Source organism: Paenibacillus sp. GQ49, from assembly GCF_059759055.1.
The window spans coordinates 36,578-54,345 of the sequence record NZ_JCAXEL010000008.1 but is presented as its reverse complement, the minus strand read 5'-3'; the positions used below and the strand labels follow the sequence as shown (position 1 = coordinate 54,345).

At 44.0% G+C, this 17,768-nt stretch carries 16 protein-coding genes; 1 reads left to right on the top strand and 15 read right to left on the bottom strand.

All coding sequences use genetic code 11. The features are described from left to right. Positions 1-5: 5 nt before the first annotated feature. From AC6CIF_RS15655 to AC6CIF_RS15605, 11 genes are all read right to left on the bottom strand, one after another. Positions 6-851, bottom strand: coding sequence for an ABC transporter ATP-binding protein (locus tag AC6CIF_RS15655; protein ID WP_223200037.1), 846 nt, complete (start codon positions 849-851; stop codon positions 6-8). Positions 852-882: 31 nt separating this feature from the next. Continuing rightward, positions 883-1,740 carry a nickel transporter permease gene (gene nikC, locus AC6CIF_RS15650; protein WP_105599010.1) on the bottom strand — a complete coding sequence of 286 codons (858 nt, stop codon included), beginning with the start codon at positions 1,738-1,740 and terminating at the stop codon, positions 883-885. After that, positions 1,737-2,681 (bottom strand): nickel ABC transporter permease, encoded by a 945-nt coding sequence (gene nikB, locus AC6CIF_RS15645; protein ID WP_149847154.1) that lies wholly within the window; start codon positions 2,679-2,681, stop codon positions 1,737-1,739. The genes nikC and nikB overlap by 4 nt, the downstream gene beginning before the upstream one ends. Position 2,682: 1 nt before the next feature. Then, on the bottom strand, positions 2,683-4,275 hold the full coding sequence (nikA, locus tag AC6CIF_RS15640) for a nickel ABC transporter substrate-binding protein (RefSeq protein ID WP_105599008.1): 1,593 nt from the start codon (positions 4,273-4,275) through the stop codon (positions 2,683-2,685). Next, entirely contained in the window at positions 4,272-5,612 is a 1,341-nt protein-coding gene (locus AC6CIF_RS15635; protein WP_498200350.1) for an opine metallophore biosynthesis dehydrogenase, read from the bottom strand. Before AC6CIF_RS15635 ends, nikA begins: the two co-directional genes overlap by 4 nt. 14 nt (positions 5,613-5,626) lie before the next feature. Continuing rightward, entirely contained in the window at positions 5,627-6,433 is an 807-nt protein-coding gene (locus tag AC6CIF_RS15630) for a nicotianamine synthase family protein (RefSeq protein WP_105599164.1), read from the bottom strand. A gap of 379 nt (positions 6,434-6,812) precedes the next feature. Continuing rightward, entirely contained in the window at positions 6,813-7,739 is a 927-nt protein-coding gene (locus tag AC6CIF_RS15625; protein ID WP_498200349.1) for an ABC transporter substrate-binding protein, read from the bottom strand. 283 nt (positions 7,740-8,022) lie between these two features. Continuing rightward, complete coding sequence (locus AC6CIF_RS15620; protein WP_105599005.1) at positions 8,023-8,808, bottom strand: ABC transporter ATP-binding protein; 786 nt, start codon at positions 8,806-8,808, stop codon at positions 8,023-8,025. Further along, on the bottom strand, positions 8,805-9,812 hold the full coding sequence (locus AC6CIF_RS15615; protein ID WP_258171860.1) for a FecCD family ABC transporter permease: 1,008 nt from the start codon (positions 9,810-9,812) through the stop codon (positions 8,805-8,807). Before AC6CIF_RS15615 ends, AC6CIF_RS15620 begins: the two co-directional genes overlap by 4 nt. Before the next feature lie 6 nt (positions 9,813-9,818). Beyond that, positions 9,819-10,799: an ABC transporter substrate-binding protein gene (locus AC6CIF_RS15610; protein ID WP_105599004.1), complete on the bottom strand. Its 981-nt coding sequence runs from the start codon at positions 10,797-10,799 to the stop codon at positions 9,819-9,821. Between the two features lie 417 nt (positions 10,800-11,216). Next, positions 11,217-11,540, bottom strand: coding sequence for a winged helix-turn-helix transcriptional regulator (locus tag AC6CIF_RS15605; RefSeq protein ID WP_105599002.1), 324 nt, complete (start codon positions 11,538-11,540; stop codon positions 11,217-11,219). 144 nt (positions 11,541-11,684) lie between these two features. Here AC6CIF_RS15605 and AC6CIF_RS15600 point away from each other — a divergent pair, with 144 nt between their 5' ends. Continuing rightward, positions 11,685-12,569: an SDR family oxidoreductase gene (locus tag AC6CIF_RS15600; protein WP_105599001.1), complete on the top strand. Its 885-nt coding sequence runs from the start codon at positions 11,685-11,687 to the stop codon at positions 12,567-12,569. A 181-nt stretch (positions 12,570-12,750) separates the two neighbouring features. Here the strand turns inward: AC6CIF_RS15600 and AC6CIF_RS15595 are convergent, their stop codons facing one another. Genes AC6CIF_RS15595 through AC6CIF_RS15580 form a run of 4 tightly spaced genes read right to left on the bottom strand, consistent with a single transcriptional unit; the run spans position 12,751 to position 17,625 of the window. Beyond that, entirely contained in the window at positions 12,751-15,279 is a 2,529-nt protein-coding gene (locus AC6CIF_RS15595; protein WP_498200348.1) for a heavy metal translocating P-type ATPase, read from the bottom strand. Between the two features lie 53 nt (positions 15,280-15,332). After that, complete coding sequence (locus AC6CIF_RS15590) at positions 15,333-16,001, bottom strand: response regulator (RefSeq protein WP_105598999.1); 669 nt, start codon at positions 15,999-16,001, stop codon at positions 15,333-15,335. Beyond that, positions 15,998-16,837: a sensor histidine kinase gene (locus tag AC6CIF_RS15585; RefSeq protein WP_062328998.1), complete on the bottom strand. Its 840-nt coding sequence runs from the start codon at positions 16,835-16,837 to the stop codon at positions 15,998-16,000. The genes AC6CIF_RS15590 and AC6CIF_RS15585 overlap by 4 nt, the downstream gene beginning before the upstream one ends. Before the next feature lie 41 nt (positions 16,838-16,878). Continuing rightward, positions 16,879-17,625 (bottom strand): response regulator transcription factor, encoded by a 747-nt coding sequence (locus AC6CIF_RS15580; RefSeq protein WP_258171861.1) that lies wholly within the window; start codon positions 17,623-17,625, stop codon positions 16,879-16,881. Between the last annotated feature and the right edge of the window lie 143 nt (positions 17,626-17,768).

Below are 17,768 nucleotides of genomic sequence, written 5' to 3'. Positions count from 1 at the left end.
TTCTGTTACCCCCAAACTTGTGTTTCTTGTGGACTCGTATGCTGCTTGCGAGAGATTATCGGACAAGCCTTGAGCAGCGCTTGCGTATAGGGATGGTGTGGGGCATGCTTAATCTGTTCCCGGCTTCCTATTTCCACAATATGGCCTCTTTGCATGACCGCGATTCGGTGTGAACGCTTAACGACCTGTCTCAAATCATGGGAGATCAGCAAAATTGCGCAACCGACTTCATGCTGAAGCTCCTGCATCAAGTCCATAATGGCTTGTCCAGTGACGACATCAAGCGCTGTAATCGGTTCATCTGCAACCAGCAGAGCTGGCTTCAGCATCAAAGCGGCTGCAAGTGCAATCCGCTGCAATTGTCCTCCGCTCAACTGAAACGGATAGCTCCGAAAGGATCGTTCGGCAGGAAGCTTTACACGGTGTAGCCAGTCTAGCGCCATTTCTTTCGCTTCCGCTCGTGTAGCCCGGGTATGTGTACGGATGACTTCCATCAACTGATGGCCGACCTTCATGAACGGTGTGAAGCTACCGCGATAGTCCTGAAACACGTAACCAATTTCTTTACCCCGCAGCGATTTCACGTACCCTGCCCGTGACTCTAACAAGTTTATCCCTTGGAAAACAATCTGCCCATGGGTAATGGCGAGTGGTTTGGTCAGAAGGCCGGCGATCGCACTGGCTGTAACACTTTTTCCACTTCCACTTTCTCCGACAATCGCCAGTGTTTCCCCGATATGAATATTAAATGAAATATCTTCCGTAATTCTGTGGCTGTGACCCTGATGGACGGCACTGATCGACAAATGATTTACATCCAGGATGGGTTGCCTTTCCGTTAATTTCCTCAATGCTTTTCCCTCCCATCCACATTAAAACACTTTAACGATTACGTATGTCCAGATGGTCCCGAATGCCGTCGCTGATCAGATTAGAGCTGAATACAACCATCAGAATGCATAACCCAGGGTAAATCATCAGTTGTGGGGCCGCCTGGAAGTACGAGCGTCCTTCATTCAGCATCGCCCCCCACTCCGGAGCAGGAGCCTGCACACCCAGACCGAGAAATGAAAGCGTCGATATCAGCAGAATGAAACGGCCTACATCGAGTGCAGCCATGACCGCGAGCGGCGACGCAACCTGTCTTGCCAAATGACGATAAAGAATGATCCACATCCCGCTACCAGCCACAACAGCAGCTTTGACATAATCTTTTTCCTTTTCCAGCAGCACAATACTCCGCACCAATCTTGCATACGTAATCCATTTCACACACGCCACAGCCAGCATGACATGAAGCAGACCTGGACCAAGAAAACCGGCAACAGCAACAGCCAATAGAAATTCAGGAACTGCACCAATGCCATCGACGGTTCTCATAAGTAACGTATCCAGCTTACCACCCCAAAATCCGGATAACATGCCTATGGGAACACCTATAAGGATGACTGTAGTCAACACTAGAAAGGATGTGCTCATCGTTGTTCGGGTCCCATCTATAATGCGGGACAAAATGCATCTGCCCAGATGGTCAGTACCTAGCGGAAATTCGGCACTGGGTGGAAGTAAACGATCGGACATACGAACCAGCAGAGGATCGTTAGGCAATATCCAGGGTCCAATGAGAGCGATAAGGAGGAAAAACAGAATGATGCCCGCACCGAGCCACAGTAGCGGACTCAATCGAAGACTTTGGCCTCTATGAAATTCCACAAGATTCTCAAGTGATGTCCATTTCACACGTTTCTCCCCCTTCCCGAGCGAATTCGGGGATCGAGCAGACTATAACTAAGATCCACAAGCACATTGGCTGTCACAATGAATACGCCTGTCAGCAGAACATATCCCTGAATAACCGGATAGTTCCGTTGAGTGATCGCTTCCATGACCATACTTCCCAGACCCGGCCAGGCAAAAAGAGTTTCAGTCACGACTGAACCTGCCAGCAGTGCACCCAGACTCATTCCGAAAATCGTAATGACTGGCAGAAGAGCGGCACGAAGTGCATGTCTGGCGATGACCCTCCACTCCGCTATGCCTCTTGCACGAGCGGCGCGCACATATTCCTGCGATAACGCATCCAGCAGTCCCGACCGAAGCAAGCGGATGTACTCGGGGGCCATGACAAACCCCAGTGTAATCGATGGAAGAATGAGATGCCTGACGTTGCCACTGCCCATCGTAGGTAGCCAGTTTAGCTTGAAGGCAAAGGCGTAGATTAACAATAAGCCTAGCCAGAAGCTGGGGATGGAAGCTCCGATCAATGCGAATAGTCGACTGAGATGATCCGGCCATTTCCCTTTATATTTTGCACCCAATATAGCCAGCGGGACGGATATAAGCAATAACACGACAATCGCACCTGAAGTCAGCGATACTGTGGCGGGAAGTCGATCCATCATCAGGTCCCACACAGCCCGGTTATTAACAAATGACTTTCCCAGGTCGAGCTGAATCACGCCCTGAAGCCAGAGACCATACTGCTGCACAAGTGGTAAATTCAATCCAAGCTGTTCTTGCACCTGGTCCTGATCCGATTGGGAGACAGCTCCCTCGTTGGCCTTCAATATCGTAAGTACGGGATCACCTGGAGCCAGCTTCATCAGCAGGAAGGTTGCCAGGCTCAGCATTAAAAGTACAAGGATCAGCTGAATGATTCGTGAAAAGGATTGCCGAACCATGTCACTTCACATCCAGTGTATGCGTTACGATATAGAACTCCTCTGCTCCAGGTTTCCAATCGGTTACCCGCTGATTGATCCCCACCAGAATGTTGGGATTGATAATATAGGAATGAGGCAAAGCCTTGTTGATCACTGTCACTGCCTGCTGAGTAATCTCGTTTCGTTTCTCTGTATCACCTGTCTCATTCAGTTCCTTCAGAATGGGCTCCAATCCATCGACTTGAATATTGGCAGGGTTGTAAGAGCCACCCGGAACATATGCGGAATTCAGAAATGAGCCTCCGTCTCCTCTTGGGGAAGTCAAATAACTCGATGTAGACATATCCCAATCGGTATGATCTGCGATGTATACTTCAGGATATTCTACAGAAACAATTTCAATCGTAATACCCGCTTTGGCTGCTTCTGACTGAACTACCTGCGGTATCAGCGGCAGCTCGGGATTCACGCCGGTAAAAGCAATCAGTTTTAATGTCAACGGTTTTCCATCTTTTTGAAATTTCCCATCTGAGCCTTTGGTGTACCCTGCGCTTTCCAATAGCCGGAGTGCACCTGCTTCGTCCAGTTTCTGATACCCTTCTCTATTGCCAAAAGGAAGTGAAGCATTAAATGGACCATTGGCTGGTGAAGCATGACCAAGCATAATATCCTGTACAATCGAATCCCGGTCAATCAGTTTGTCCAGGGCTTCTCGAACACGGTGATCGCTGACGCTTGAACTTGCAGGATTGTAGGTAAAATAATGTGTTCTCAAGCTCGTAACCGAGCTAACGCTGAGCTCGTTGTCAGCTTCGATAGATGTCAGCATCTCTGGAGACAAATGAAATACAATGTCCGCTTGTTTGGACTGAAAAGCGAGCGTTCTGACATTGGCATCAGCATTAAATTTGAATGTAACCTCATTTAACTTGGCCTTGCCATCCCAGTAATCGTCGTTACGCACCAGATGAATTTCGCTGCCCGGTGTGAAGCTGGTAACCTTGAACGGACCGGTTCCTACCGGGGCATTGTTGAATGCCTCTTTGCCCATTTGATTCTCGGCAGCTACACTGATAATACTGGTGGTCGGATGCACCAGTTCTGTAGGAAATGCCGGGTAAGGCTCGGTTGTCGTAATTTGAAGTTGCTGTCCGTTCGCCTCCATTGAAGCGATTTTAAGAGCGGCGGCAAGTGCTTTACTGTCGGCAATGCCACGCTCAAACGATGCTTTTACCGCTTGAGCATCCAGTGGTGTTCCATCCTGAAATTGTATGCCTTCCCGAATCGAGAAGACCCATGTGCGATCATCCTTGGTTTCCCAGTCACTTGCGAGCCACGGAGAAATCTTCATATTTTCATCCAGTCGCAATAATGTTTCCGTTACACCAGCACGCAACGTAATCCACGTATTGTGCGGATCCAGCGTATCATTGGGAAGACTATGTATGATTGTAATGTCTTTAGAGACGGATGTAGCAGGCGTATTTTCCTCGCTAGATGAACCGGAGGAACGACTAGCCTGACTACATCCAGACAGAAAGGTGACCGCACATAATATCAAGATAAATCCAAAGAAGATTTTACTACGCTGTGATCGAATTCCTAAACTCATGATTTGAAAACATCCTCTCTACCCTTTAAATACTGCGTGTGCATTTTACGGATAATAATTTTCGCTTCCTCCAAGGTGTTGTCCTGGACGAGTTCAGAACGAAATGCATCTGCTCCTTGTTGTTTCATAAATGCCCCTAATTGATGCTCAAAGTTCTGCATGAGCGTTCTGGCTTGAGGCATTGGAATTTGCAAAGTTTGTCCAATATGGTATAACAGTTTTAATTTTCTGTAATCTTCATAAGGAATACGCGGAATAACCCATTTCCCTTCATGATCCAGGCTTACCTGCTGGTAAGGTACAGCTGCAAATGAACGATATTGACCCTGTTTGCCCGGGCTGGAGAAGGGATCAATGAGGAGCGCGGCGTACCTGATATACAGTAAGTACTCCTGATGAAGTTCATCAAACTGAACGAATCCCTCGATATCTGATCTGGAGAGTGACTGCTCCTGGACAGGATAGTTGTCATCATTCATAAATTTCAGCAGGTTCATCGGTTCCGCTCCAAACTTCACAAGCACGCAGGAAATTTCCTTCCACAGCCGGACCATACTGTGGATGGTGCCAGGTGTAACGGGTCCTTCCGGGTATAGTTTATACATATATTTGGTGGAACGAGTATGGCTGAAGATTTCATTTAACGAAAATGAATCCATAAAAAACGGTGGATGCACATAGGTCGTAATGCTTCTGCTTTCGGCTCCAATTGGATGCGGGGTCTGTTCAGCTTCAATGCCTAAACTGGCGAAAAAGTCTTGAAGGTGGAACAGCGTACGACTATTTGCTCGACTGGAACCCATGTGAATTTTTCTCTTCAAGCCTTTGACGATAGATTTCAGGAGAGTAGCAGCAGCCGGGTCAAATTTAGTAGCTGCATAGTATGTCGAGAAGCTGATCACTTCTATGCGATCTCTAACTGCATCGAGACTTTCTTGAACAAGCATGTTCGAGCCTATGCCCGGAGAGATGAGAATGATTCGTTTAACCTCAAGCCTGTAATCCAGCTTTAATTCACGGATGACATCAACGTAGCTGTGACAGGGAACACACAAAACAATGGTTTGCCAATCATCTTCTATCGTGTCGAATCCTGCATAAAACCTGTCCAGGCGGGCAGTTGCCGAAAGATGTCTGGCACGTCCGACCAGAACCTCTGTGGATACGTGGAATTCGTGCTCTTCAAGCTCCGTTAGAAGTCGCTCTGCGTGTATTCCCTTCCGGTTCGCCACACCGATCCGATGAGACCAACCTTTGGACAGATCCACGGCAACATGAATACCCGCCGGGCCTCCACCAACAATCAATACATTGCCTAGAGCCGATGTTTCTTGCATCTTGTCCAATCTCCTCACCTTCCCTGTATGACACTGTGCTTCGGTTCAATAATCATTGTTTCATAGAAGCCTTTCCCTGCAGAAATCGAAGTTTTTTGCCAATCGTCAGACAATTCCTCTTCAACCGGGTAATTAAAAAGTGATTTCAGTCCATTACCATAGCGCATCAAGATTCGGGTGTCGGGTTGAATTCTTCCTTTGAGATCATTCAAGATATCCAGTTTGTTGCGAACTAGAGAGGCAATGACGATATGTGTTGCTTCACTCACAAAAGACAACTCCTCGATCGGTTTTCCAGAGAAAACAATTCTGTCGGCAAGTCCCCAGGTATCGGCTACTTTTCTCCCCTTTTCAACAGCCTCTGGATCGATATCCAGACATACAATTTCTGCACCCGTTTCATGAGCAATGGTCAATGCGGAGAGAGGAAATGCACCTGAACCAATAAAAAGAACTTTGGAGCGTTGATCAAGCTGGAAATCCCGAAGCTCGCTTCGGACGGATGTGGAGAGTATTTCGATATACTCACTCACATTCAAACGATTCTCAATCGCAAGAGCAGATTGATACTTTTCCATTTCACATAACGCTTGCACAGATGTTTCGCGAAGTTGCGTGCCATATAACTGGATTTCCTCCTGACTTCCCCACGCAAGCCACTGTCTGTCGTTCTCCTCCAACGTCATAAATTGACAAAGCGAATCCAGCTTCAGTTGTAAAAGATCGAAACACTCTTCATGTTCCTTGGCATAGGCATTTAATTGCTTAATCTCGTATTCAAGTGATCTCAAGGAAAGTAAGAAGGCATATTTACTTTTCAATGTATTTCCTCCGTTCTGGATTAGAAACATCATCAATCCCTATTCATTGGAGTATAAACAGAGTTGCAAATAAAGCGCTATCATTATGCTATTCATAGTGTACATAAAAAGATATTTTTTCCATATAGCTCAATCTAGCTATAGTGATAGTCGTTTTGTGTCTAATTTGTGAGATCAAAGCAGATTGCAATGCTTTCTAACATATTAATACATAAATATCCAGCATGCTGCTCTGTGTCAATACATCTTCTCAAATAGAGATACATTGTGATATTACACAAGTTAAAAAGTCCGCAGCGCTAATATAGCGGTTACGGACTCTCATCAGTACATATTTTTATTTTTTCGCTGGATCTGGCGAATACACCAGTTGCTTCATTTACTTTACTGATTCTGACACTTTCAAGCCGGGATTTGTAACAAACATGGAAGGCGGCAAAACATGGAGGCGGTCCGATTTCACCGCTTGCAACGAACTCCAGGCTGGATTGCTCTCCAATTGGGTTTCGATCATGCGTTGCCCATCCTCATCCGTCCCATGAACCACGAAGAAGAGGTAGTCTGGGTTCAGTTCAACCAGCTTTTCCATACTGAAGGGTACTGAACTTGGCATTTTGCCAGAAGGAAGATTTTCAGCAATGTTCTTCATGTGTAGCGTCTCCGCAATATCCAGCGCGATACTGGTCGATTTTTGCATAGACGCAGTGTTCATCATCAGGGTTATGATTGCATAAGACGGCTTGTTCGCTGATAAATCTGTTGTGAGAGCGTCAAGTTTCGCATCCATGTCTGTAATCGCAATTTCAGCCTCCTGTTCTTTGCCGATGATCTGTCCGAACAACTTGGCATTACTGCGAATGTCCTCAATGGACTTCACCGTCAAAATGGCGAATGGGATGCCAGCATCAGCGAAAGTATCGGACAGATCCTTGTGAAAGAGCGGTTGACCGATGACCAGATCAGGTTTTAATTGGAGGACTTCCTCCAGATTGATGCTGTTAATCAGGCCAAGTTGCTTCACATCTGCTGCTTCAGCAGGAATAGCAACACCAGCTGATGTTGCTATTCCAATGGCTTCGCCGCCAACCTGATAGAACAATTCAGTTAGTTCGTTGTTCAGAATAACGATGCGTTCAGGTTTTTTCTCCAAGGTGACTGTGGAACCATTCAGATCTTGAAAAGTGAGATAGGGGCTGGCAGCTTGTTCCGAATCCCCTGTATTTGTCTCATTCTGCTGCTTGTCCCCCGCAGCCGGGCTGGATGAAACCTGCTCCTGCTGCGCGTCTGTGCCACAAGCAGCAGTCAAGCTAAGTAAGGCCGCAATCCAGATGATAACAATCGATTTTTTCTATGTAAATCCCCATCTTTTTATATTCCAGATATGAGGCATAAATCCTATCTTATCGTATATAAAACATATTCCTGAGCAAAGGCTCATTCGAGCTATATAGCTGCCCAAAACGTGAACATCCTGTGATGGTTGCCGTTGCTCCAGACGTATATGCACTTTAAAACCTATCGCGAATTAAAATACAATGATAAACACAAAACAATCTCTGATTTTTATTCAGAGATTGTTTTGTGTTTATTTATTCGTTGAATAGTTGAAAGTTATAGACAGAGATCGATTCATTATCAGAAGAAATATCTATTTCAGCATCAACTTTAAAAACATCACGTAACATTTTTGGTGTAATAACATTTTGAGGAGCACCATGGTCATAAAGTTCTCCAGCTTGAAGCACAATGATTTGATCAGAGATCATGGCTGCCTGATTAATATCATGTAGCACCAAGATGATTGTGATGCCCTGTTCGATATTTAAGCGTTTAATTAGTTCAATAATCTCAAGCTGGTGATGAATATCCAGGTAAGAGGTAGGTTCATCTAATAACAAAATAGCAGGCTGTTGAGCTAGTGCCATTGCGATCCATGCTCTCTGGCGCTCTCCTCCAGATAAGGTATCTACTGTTCTTTCTGATAAATCCACTAAATGTGTAAGTGAGATGGCTTGATCAACAATGACTTGATCTTCTTGATTTAATCGTTCAAATTTCCTTTTGTGAGGGAAACGGCCATACTCAATGAGCTGTCTAACAGTAACTTCGGGATTACTCTCATGTACTTGCATTAAAAAAGCTAATTCTCTGGCAAAAGCTTTTCTGCTCCATGTATTGATATCACTATTCTTAAATAAAATCTTTCCATCCGTAGTCAGAATTTGCTTTCCCAGCGCCTTTAAAAGTGTACTTTTACCACAGCCATTGGGTCCAAGAATACTGTGGATCTTTCCTGCTTCAAACCGAAGGTTTAGAGCCGAAATTACCTCGTTTTCATGATATCCAATATGAACATTCTTTGTCTCTAGTGTCATATCGTTCTCTTCTTTCGTAACAAATATAAGAAAAATGGAGCGCCTATCACACCCATAATAATACCCACTGGCAGCTCAATTGGTGCGAAGGCAACACGGCCAATGGTATCCGATAAACACAGAACGGTCACTCCCAGCAGCGCTGAAGCAGGCAGCAATATCCGATAATCATTCCCCACAAGAATCCTTGCAGCATGAGGAACAATTAAGCCAACAAACCCGAGTAGACCCACAATACTTATAGCACTGGCAGCAAGGAGCGCGCTTATAGCAATAAACCATAAACGATAACCCTCCGTGTTTAGTCCCAGTGATCTTGATTCTGGATCGCCGAGTAACAGTACATTCATACGTTGGGCGCTTAACAATGCCAATATTAATCCAATAATGCTGTAAGGAATGATCGTCTCCACATGCCCCCAGCTTTTTGCGGATAGACTTCCTACCATAAAGGAAACCGCTCCTTGTATGCGGTCACTATAAAATGTATACAGTGCTGAGACTCCAGAATTTAAAAAAGCAGAAGCTGCAACTCCAGCAAGAATAATCCTCATAGGAGATACGCCCTTGTCCCAAGCGAGCAAATAGATCAATAAGGCTGATGTCAATGCTCCTACAAATGCAACAGGTACTAACAAATGTGAGAAGGCAGGGAAGACCAGTAGCATGGTTGTCCCAAATAAACCTGCACCGGAGGAAACACCGATAATATGGGGATCAGCCATAGGGTTACGCATAACCCCTTGTAATAATGCACCGGAAAGAGCTAAATTAATGCCTACAAAAACGGCTACAAGTGTACGTGGCAGTCTAATATTCCATATAATCGTGTAGTAGTCCGAATCTGTGTTGCCAAGTAAAACACTTAAAATGGACCGTACATCTACAGAAACAGCTCCAAAAGCTAAACTGATTATGACGCTAAGTATAGCGAAGATCATAAAAAGTCCAATAATGAAGAGTTTCCAGCTCATCCTGTTTTTTAACTGATTATTCTCAATCATAAATATCTAATTCGTTTGACTTGGAGTGATCAAGTCTGCCATATATTTATAGGATTCGGCAACATCAACACCAGGAGCCATTACAAATTTATCTTTTGGAAGAAAATACATTTGGTCATTTGAAATGGCTGAAAGTGAGCTCCAGGCTGGATTTGATTTGAAGTTGTTTTCGATCATTTCTTTAGCTTCATCATTCGTTGTGTGGGAAAGAATAAAGAGATAATCCGGATTGATCATCACCATCTCTTCCATACTAAACGGGATATATCCGGCAAAAGCTTCGCCATCTATGGATACTGTTGCATTACGCAGTTTCAACTGATCTGCAATATCTATTGCTATTGTTGAACTCTGTTCAACATATGCAGTGTCTCCCATAACGGTTAGTATGGCATAAGTATGCATTTCTTGTTCATCTGGAATCTGCTCGATAACTTGATTGATCTCTGAGTTCATCTTATTTACAAGCTCTTCCGCTTTTGGTTCATTACCTGTAATTTTCCCCATCAAAATCGTATTCTGTTTTATGTCTTCAATAGATTGGGTGTTAAGATTTGCTAAAGGGATATTAGCTTCTTTGAAAGTTTCTCTGAATTTACCATGGTCAAAGCGCTGGCCAATCACCAAATCAGGCTTTAACTCTAATACCTTTTCCATATTAACTTCGTGCATAAAACCTACTTTCGGTACTTTTATCGCTTCTTTAGGCGGTTCAATGTTAAAGGGAGTCGGAACACCGACTGCTTTCCCTCCAACTTGATAGAAGGAGTAAAGAACTTGCTCATTCAAGATCACAATATTTTGAGGTTTATCCTGGAGTGTAACGGTTTCCCCGTCAAAGTCTTTAAAAGTTAGATAAGGTTCAGATGGTTGATTAATAGTAACTTCCTCTCTGTTGCTCTCTTGTTGTTGTGAAGTATTTTGACAACCACTTACAATTACCAGCATGATTAAAATAAAGACTGTAAATTTAAATCGATCCTTCATCAGTTTTCTCCCCTTTTTAGATCTTTTTTCTTAAAGCCGTATTTATCCCTAGTTCACACTTTAATTATGATGGCTTGTCTGCTACTAGCCGCTTCATCTACGAGGAAGCCTTCTTTCTCACATTTAAATAAGCTTATCCTTAGATTTATAATAGATGAATGGCTCAGTTGAGCTATTCGAGGGAGACAAAATGGTATAATTTCAAACAATTTGTGAACCTGGTTCTTATACCTGAAAAAAGCTCTCTTTATACATGATTTGAATAAAAGATGCCCCCCAATGATGTATTTGATCATTGGGGGGCATCTTTTAGATATCAGTTTAATTCAGATATGAGTATAAATAATACCGGCTCCTTATAATAGGAAAAGTCGCTATTACAGCGAATTTAATGGTGTTATCTTGTGTTCAAGGTGCTTACATATGCTGTAGACCCCAGTTTTGCAATTGTAACAAAATCGGTGTGAGACTATGTCCTTTATCTGTTAGTGAGTATTCGACACGAGGAGGCATTTCAGCATAAGCAACGCGGTTCACTAGCCCACCTTCTTCAAGCTCACGCAATTGACGCGTAAGTGTGCGATGTGTCACCGTGGAGAGCGATTTTTGTAGTTCGTTAAACCGTATAATATCTTTATTCAATAAATGGTACAAAATCAGAATTTTCCACTTGCCGCCGATTGCATTGACTGCAAATTCAACCGGACAAGTACTGCAATTTTCCAGTGGTTCGATCTCCATAAGTTTACCTCCAAAAGTATCACAAGAGATACCTGATATCCCGAATGTGCGTACTTACATAAAGTTTGTGAGTTAGTTATTATAAATATAACATTTAGTTCGATACTGAACAAATGAATGTAACTATAAGGAGCTGTTGTATATATGGAAACGATATTAGTCTATGGAGCGTCAGGGGTACAAGGTGGAGCCGTAGCAAGATTGTTAACCTCCAAAGGGGTAGCTGTTCGCACCATTACACGTCATGACAAAAACGTAACGGCTTTAAAAGAGCAAGGTATAGAGGCATTTGTAGGTGATCTGTCTGCACCAGAAACGTTGAAAGATGTTAACAGCGGTGTTAGTAAAGTCTTCTTGAATATGCCAATTGAGTATGACACAGCATTAATGAAGCAGCAAATTACAAATGCCGTTGAAGCTGCGCGACAAGCGCACGTTAAATTGATCGTTGTGAATTCGAATGGATTTTTACCAGAACAGCCAACCGACACCAAAACGTTGGATGTAAAACGAGAATTGATCGAGTACGTACAACAAAGCGGTATTCCAACTATTTTGGTAAAACCCACACTCTATATGGAAAACTTCTTGATTCCGGGTCTGATCAATAATGGAATGCTCTTCTACCCTGTACCAGCAGATAAACCGATCCCATGGATCAGCTCCGAAGACGCAGCGCAATATCATTATTATGCGCTAACCCATCCTGAGCTGGCAGGACAAGTGCTGTTAGCTCCAGGTCCGGAAGCACTTACTGGTGCAGAACTCGGCGAGCGCTTTACGCAAGCGTTGGGACAAGATATAACCTTCAATTTCCTGAACTATGATGATTTTGAAACAGCTCTCTCTCCAGTAATGGGGGCGGACCAAGCAGCTGGTATTGGAGGCTTCTATCGTTGGATTGGAGCTAATATTGATTCCCTGAACTATTATGACGTGAAAGATCGCGTGGTTGTCCCTGATCTCCAACTGACCTCGCTGAAGGATTGGTTGCAACAACCGCATGTAAAAACAATTTTTGGTTCTTAAGAATAGATCCAGTAACATCGCTCTAGAATTCGTTGCAATAATACTTTAATCTCTCAGGGAATGTGCTATAGTACATTCCTTGAGAGATTATTTTATCAGCCACCCTACACTTTATGTTGTCTCTCTCTGAATCAGTCTTTGGAGCTACAAAACGGAATGACTCACCAGGTTATTAACGTAATTAAAGTTTCATTTTTTGAAGACGTAATGAATTAAGTACAACTGACACACTACTGAATGCCATCGCTGCACCAGCCAGCCAAGGAGCCAGAAGACCAATGGCAGCAATAGGAATACCTACTACGTTGTATGCGAGCGCCCAAAAAAGATTCTGTTTAATATTTCGCATCGTTCTTTTACTTAATTCAATAGCATCTGCAACACTGTTGAGATCTCCGCGCATGAGTGTAACATCCGCAGCCTCTACGGCAACGTCAGTGCCTGTTCCGATGGCCATGCCGATATTAGACACCGCTAAAGCGGGCGCATCGTTAATCCCATCACCTACCATGGCTACAATCTGCCCCATGTGCTGTAATCTCTCTACTTCAGCAGCTTTTTCCTCCGGTTGAATGCCTGCAATGACTGTGGTGATCCCGACTTGGCTTGCAACAGCACGAGCTGTGTGTACGTTGTCACCAGTCATTAACACCACTTCGATTCCCATCGCTTGAAGCCGGCTAACCGCTTGTGCAGATGTTTCCTTTACGGTATCCGCAACAGCAACCATTCCAGCCCATTCATTGTTTACTGCCACGAGCATTACTGTTTTTCCCTGACCCTCCAATTCAGACATATAGGCCAATGCTTCTGTAGGAATCTGCACCATAGCATCGGCTAGTAGTCGGCGTGTTCCAACGAGAATATCCTGGTTGTAACCACGTGCACGTACGCCAGATCCCGGAATATTCTCAAACTGTTCTGGCGTGAACATGATTTTTATATCTTTGTCTCTGATCCCCTCTATAATCGCTTGGGCGAGAGGATGTTCAGAGCTAGACTCAGCAATCCCAACCCGCTTCAACAGTTCGTTGGTTGACCAAGCCGGTGCAGACATTACATCGGTCATAACTGGTTTTCCGTGAGTAACAGTGCCCGTTTTATCGAGAATAACCGTCTGAATGTGTTGCGCAGTCTCCAGATGCTCCCCACCTTTGAACAAAATACCATATTCGGCAGCACGCCCCGAACCAGCCATTATGGATGTTGGTGTAGCTAAGCCCAGTGCGCATGGGCAGGCAATCACCAAAACTGCAATTGCTCTCTCTAGAGCAGCGCTGAATCCTTCTGAGTTTTCGAAGATCAATGACAATATAAAGGTTACCACAGCTATGCCTACGACCACAGGTACGAAAATCCCTGAAATTGAATCAGCTACGCGTTGGATCGGAGCTTTCGATCCTTGTGCTTGTTCCACGATATGGATGATCCGGGATAACGCACTATCAGCACCGACCTGAGTTGCGCGAATAACAAGACGTCCATTTTTGTTCAAGGTCGCACCGGTTACACGATCGCCAAACTTCTTATCCACAGGCAGACTTTCTCCGGTTAACATCGACTCGTCTACGGAGGAAGCCCCCTCCTCAACAATCCCATCCACAGGAATCTTTTCGCCAGGCTTCACGATGACTAGATCATTAACGAGTACATATTCGGGAAGAAGCTCTGTCTCCTCACCGTTTCGGAGAACCCGAGCACTTCTCGGAGCCAGTTGCATCAAGCTTTTAATAGATTGCGCAGATCTTCCTTTAGCCAGAGCCTCCAGCCACTTACCGAGCAATATCAATGTAATCAACACGGCGCTGGTTTCGAAATACAAATTAACAGGTCCTTGAGTGGCCGTGTTTACAACCTCTGTCACCGGGACGCCTCCTCCATGATTATGACCAGATGTACCACCGGTACTAGTTAGCGATGTTAAATATAAACTATACAAGTAAGCTGAACTTGTCCCAAGTGCGACGAGCACATCCATATTGGCACTTCGATTTTTCAAAGCTATATATGCACCTTTATAAAATTGTGATCCTAAATAGAACTGTATGGGCGTTGCAAGCAGCCATTGGAACAGTGGATTCATAAATACATCAGGAACCCATATCCAAGATGTGAACGAGAAATGTGACACCATGGCCCATAATAAGGGAAAAGACAGGACGGCTGACAAGATCCACTTCCATTTTTTGCGTTGAATCTCCTGTTCCCTCATGGATAGAGCTTCTGCCTCTGTAGCTTTTATACGTGCTTCAAAACCCAGTTGCCTGATTTTATAAATGAGGTCGGAACCTTTCAGTGTTCCAGCTACAAATTCTACATGCCCTGACTCCAGAGCCAAGTTTACATTCACACGCGTCACCCCCGGGAGACGACTGAGGCCTTTTTCGATGCGTGCTGAGCAGGCTGCACAAGTCATACCTGAAATATTTAGGTCAACGGAAGTCGAAGCAGTTCCGAAGCCTAAGTTATCTATTTTATTGCGAAGGGACTGAATATCTACTAAAGCGGGGTCATATGCTACCGTTGCTTCCTCTGTAGTTAAATTTACATTCGCCTGTCTAACACCGTTCAAGCGGGTTAGTGCTTTCTCGATCCTGGTTGAGCATGCTGCACAAGTCATACCTGTAATCTGAAGCGTAGTTTGGCGATGTCCAGCATCGTTTGCATTTGTTGGTTGCCCTGACGTGGAGCTGCTATCAATATTGTGCATAAATTTTGCCTCTCCTTATCTGTACGTTAGCCGTACATGAAATTCTTACCGTTTTATTCCGGATGTCGTTTGGCCTCCGATACAAGCCCCTGTTCCAATGCGTAACGTGTAAGTTGAACGCGATTTTGTAACTGCAACTTTTGTAATATGTTTTTCAGATGATTCTTAACCGTGTATTCAGAGATATCACATCTACCTGCAATCTCTTTATTCGTCCATCCAGCTGCCACTCCGTATAAAATCTCCAGCTCCCTGGTTGTCAGTTTAACAATGGGTTCCTTGTGTTCGATCACGTTGACTTCCTTTAGAATTTGATAAGCCACGTCCCTTGACAAGGGAGCTTCCTCGTTAATAATTGAATGTAAGTACTCTAGCCATGTCGAGGGCTCCAGATTTTTAAGCAGATAACCTTGGGCTCCGCGTTTTAGAGCTTCCAGCAAATGAAGCATATCGTCCGACACAGTTATCATGACAATTTTCACATAAGGAAACGTAAGCTTGATTCTGCGAGTTGCCTCCAGTCCATCCAAGACTGGCATTTGAATATCCATTAAAATAAGGTCTGGAAGCCACTTTTCCATGAAGTCGATTGCTTCTTGACCGTTAGAGACGATACCGATAACGTTAAAGTGGTTATCCATTTCCAAAATCTCACGGATAGCTTCCCTTGCATGTGCATGATCATCAACAACCAAGACTCTTGTTGTGGTGGTTAATGTCATGTTAGAGCCCCCTTGTGAATCTCAACGATCGTCTCTCTGTCCTCTCGATACATGTTCATGATCCATCCCATCTCATTGCAGCGTTCTTTCATAATACGTAGACCGAATTTTCCTTTTTTGGCAAACGGATCGCCATCGAACCCTTTTCCGTTATCCTTAACTGTAACCTTCCAGCTATGGCTCATTCCTATCGCTGTAATTGATCCTGCTGTGGCAGAAGCATACTTGTTCATGTTGATGAGCGCTTCTCGAATACAGGCTAGCAGTTCAACCTTTTCTTTTTCATCTAGCTGGTGATCTTTTAATTCCCAATGAATATTGATTTGCGTACGTACGTCCTTGGCCATGACATGAACTTGTTCCACAAGTGTTGATGATATTGGCGTGGAGGATTGACTTACATCCCGATCGAGACGAAGATTGGTGATCGCTTGCCTTACATAACGGTTCACTTCATGAATCGTTTTGCGGATGGACAAAATGTTCTGTTCCTGCTGTTTCTCGTTACTTCCCTTTTCTAACTTTTCGGCCTTGACTGACAGCAAAAAAAGGGATTGAGCAATCCCATCATGAAGCTCTCGTGCCAGTTGTTCGCGTGCTTCAAGCGCAGCTTTTTCGGAGCGTTCCGTTTCCAATTCCTTCTGTATTTTTTCTAAAATGCGAAATAGTTGGGTTAATAGTGTGATACTGACGACATACACTAGAACCGGAGTTAACCAATTGCCTAAGTCCATTGAGATATAGGGTAAAAGGAATTGATGTCTGACATATTCCCAGATGGCAACAGTGAAAGTTGGAATGAACAGAATCATCCATTTGATTTGTTTATAAGACATAGGTTACTCCTCACAATCTGTAATCCAATTTAAGATGGCGATCACTCCGGACTCCGGAACCTATATCCGTATCCCCATAAAGTCTGAATGAACTCATTTCCTTTTGAATATTGGGCAAAAAGCTTTTCGCGCAATCGTTTGATGTGAGTATCGATAGTACGTTGATCATAAATTTCTTTGTGAGATGACTTCCATACTTGGATAAGCAATTCTTCTCGGGAAAACGCTCTTTCCTGATGTGTAGCGAGAAAATAGAGTAATTCGTATTCTTTTGGCGTCAGATGTACTTCATTATCTTGAACCAAAACACGCCGAGCAGAAGGTTGGATCAGAATCTCGTCAATAAGGACCTCGTTGCTTGATGTGCTTTTAAAATCATGCAAGCTGATTCCTTGTGTGCGAGCCACAATACTTTGAATACGCAGGACAACTTCTCTGGGGCTGAACGGTTTGGAAACATAATCGTCGGCTCCTGCCTTGAAACCTTCGATTCGATCCTTTTCTTCGGAATACTCAGACAACATGATGATCGGAATCTCATGATAGTTGTGCTTCATATATTTGCAGATCTCAATCCCATTCATATCGGGCAACGATAAATCAAGCAACATCAGATCGTAATTTCCATTGTTTAAATAACATTTCTGAATGGCTTGGCCTCCACTGGAGGCTTCGTCTACAATGAAACCCTCTTTTTCCAAATACCTTCTCATCAGCACTCGAATTCTAGTTTCATGGTCTATCAATAAAATTTTTTTGTGAATATTGGCCACTTGCTTCCCCTCCATTGCATGAACCACAGAACTTGATGTCACAGGTTTACTGAAAATCATAACTGCATCTGTCCATTAACTGAATGGCTCTGTAGGGCTATCAGAAACATGTAATATCGTTCAAATGTAAACAAATCATGAACATACCTGATAACCGG

Excerpts from the sequence above, each read along its gene's own strand:
- nikB (WP_149847154.1), bottom strand. The coding sequence starts at position 2,681 with ATGGTTCGGCAATCCTTTTCACGAATCATTCAGCTGATCCTTGTACTT.
- nikA (WP_105599008.1), bottom strand. The coding sequence starts at position 4,275 with ATGAGTTTAGGAATTCGATCACAGCGTAGTAAAATCTTCTTTGGATTT.
- AC6CIF_RS15635 (WP_498200350.1), bottom strand. The coding sequence starts at position 5,612 with ATGCAAGAAACATCGGCTCTAGGCAATGTATTGATTGTTGGTGGAGGC.
- AC6CIF_RS15620 (WP_105599005.1), bottom strand. The coding sequence starts at position 8,808 with ATGACACTAGAGACAAAGAATGTTCATATTGGATATCATGAAAACGAG.
- AC6CIF_RS15615 (WP_258171860.1), bottom strand. The coding sequence starts at position 9,812 with ATGATTGAGAATAATCAGTTAAAAAACAGGATGAGCTGGAAACTCTTC.
- AC6CIF_RS15610 (WP_105599004.1), bottom strand. The coding sequence starts at position 10,799 with ATGAAGGATCGATTTAAATTTACAGTCTTTATTTTAATCATGCTGGTA.
- AC6CIF_RS15605 (WP_105599002.1), bottom strand. The coding sequence starts at position 11,540 with ATGGAGATCGAACCACTGGAAAATTGCAGTACTTGTCCGGTTGAATTT.
- AC6CIF_RS15600 (WP_105599001.1), top strand. The coding sequence starts at position 11,685 with ATGGAAACGATATTAGTCTATGGAGCGTCAGGGGTACAAGGTGGAGCC.
- AC6CIF_RS15595 (WP_498200348.1), bottom strand. The coding sequence starts at position 15,279 with ATGCACAATATTGATAGCAGCTCCACGTCAGGGCAACCAACAAATGCA.
- AC6CIF_RS15590 (WP_105598999.1), bottom strand. The coding sequence starts at position 16,001 with ATGACATTAACCACCACAACAAGAGTCTTGGTTGTTGATGATCATGCA.
- AC6CIF_RS15585 (WP_062328998.1), bottom strand. The coding sequence starts at position 16,837 with ATGTCTTATAAACAAATCAAATGGATGATTCTGTTCATTCCAACTTTC.
- AC6CIF_RS15580 (WP_258171861.1), bottom strand. The coding sequence starts at position 17,625 with ATGGAGGGGAAGCAAGTGGCCAATATTCACAAAAAAATTTTATTGATA.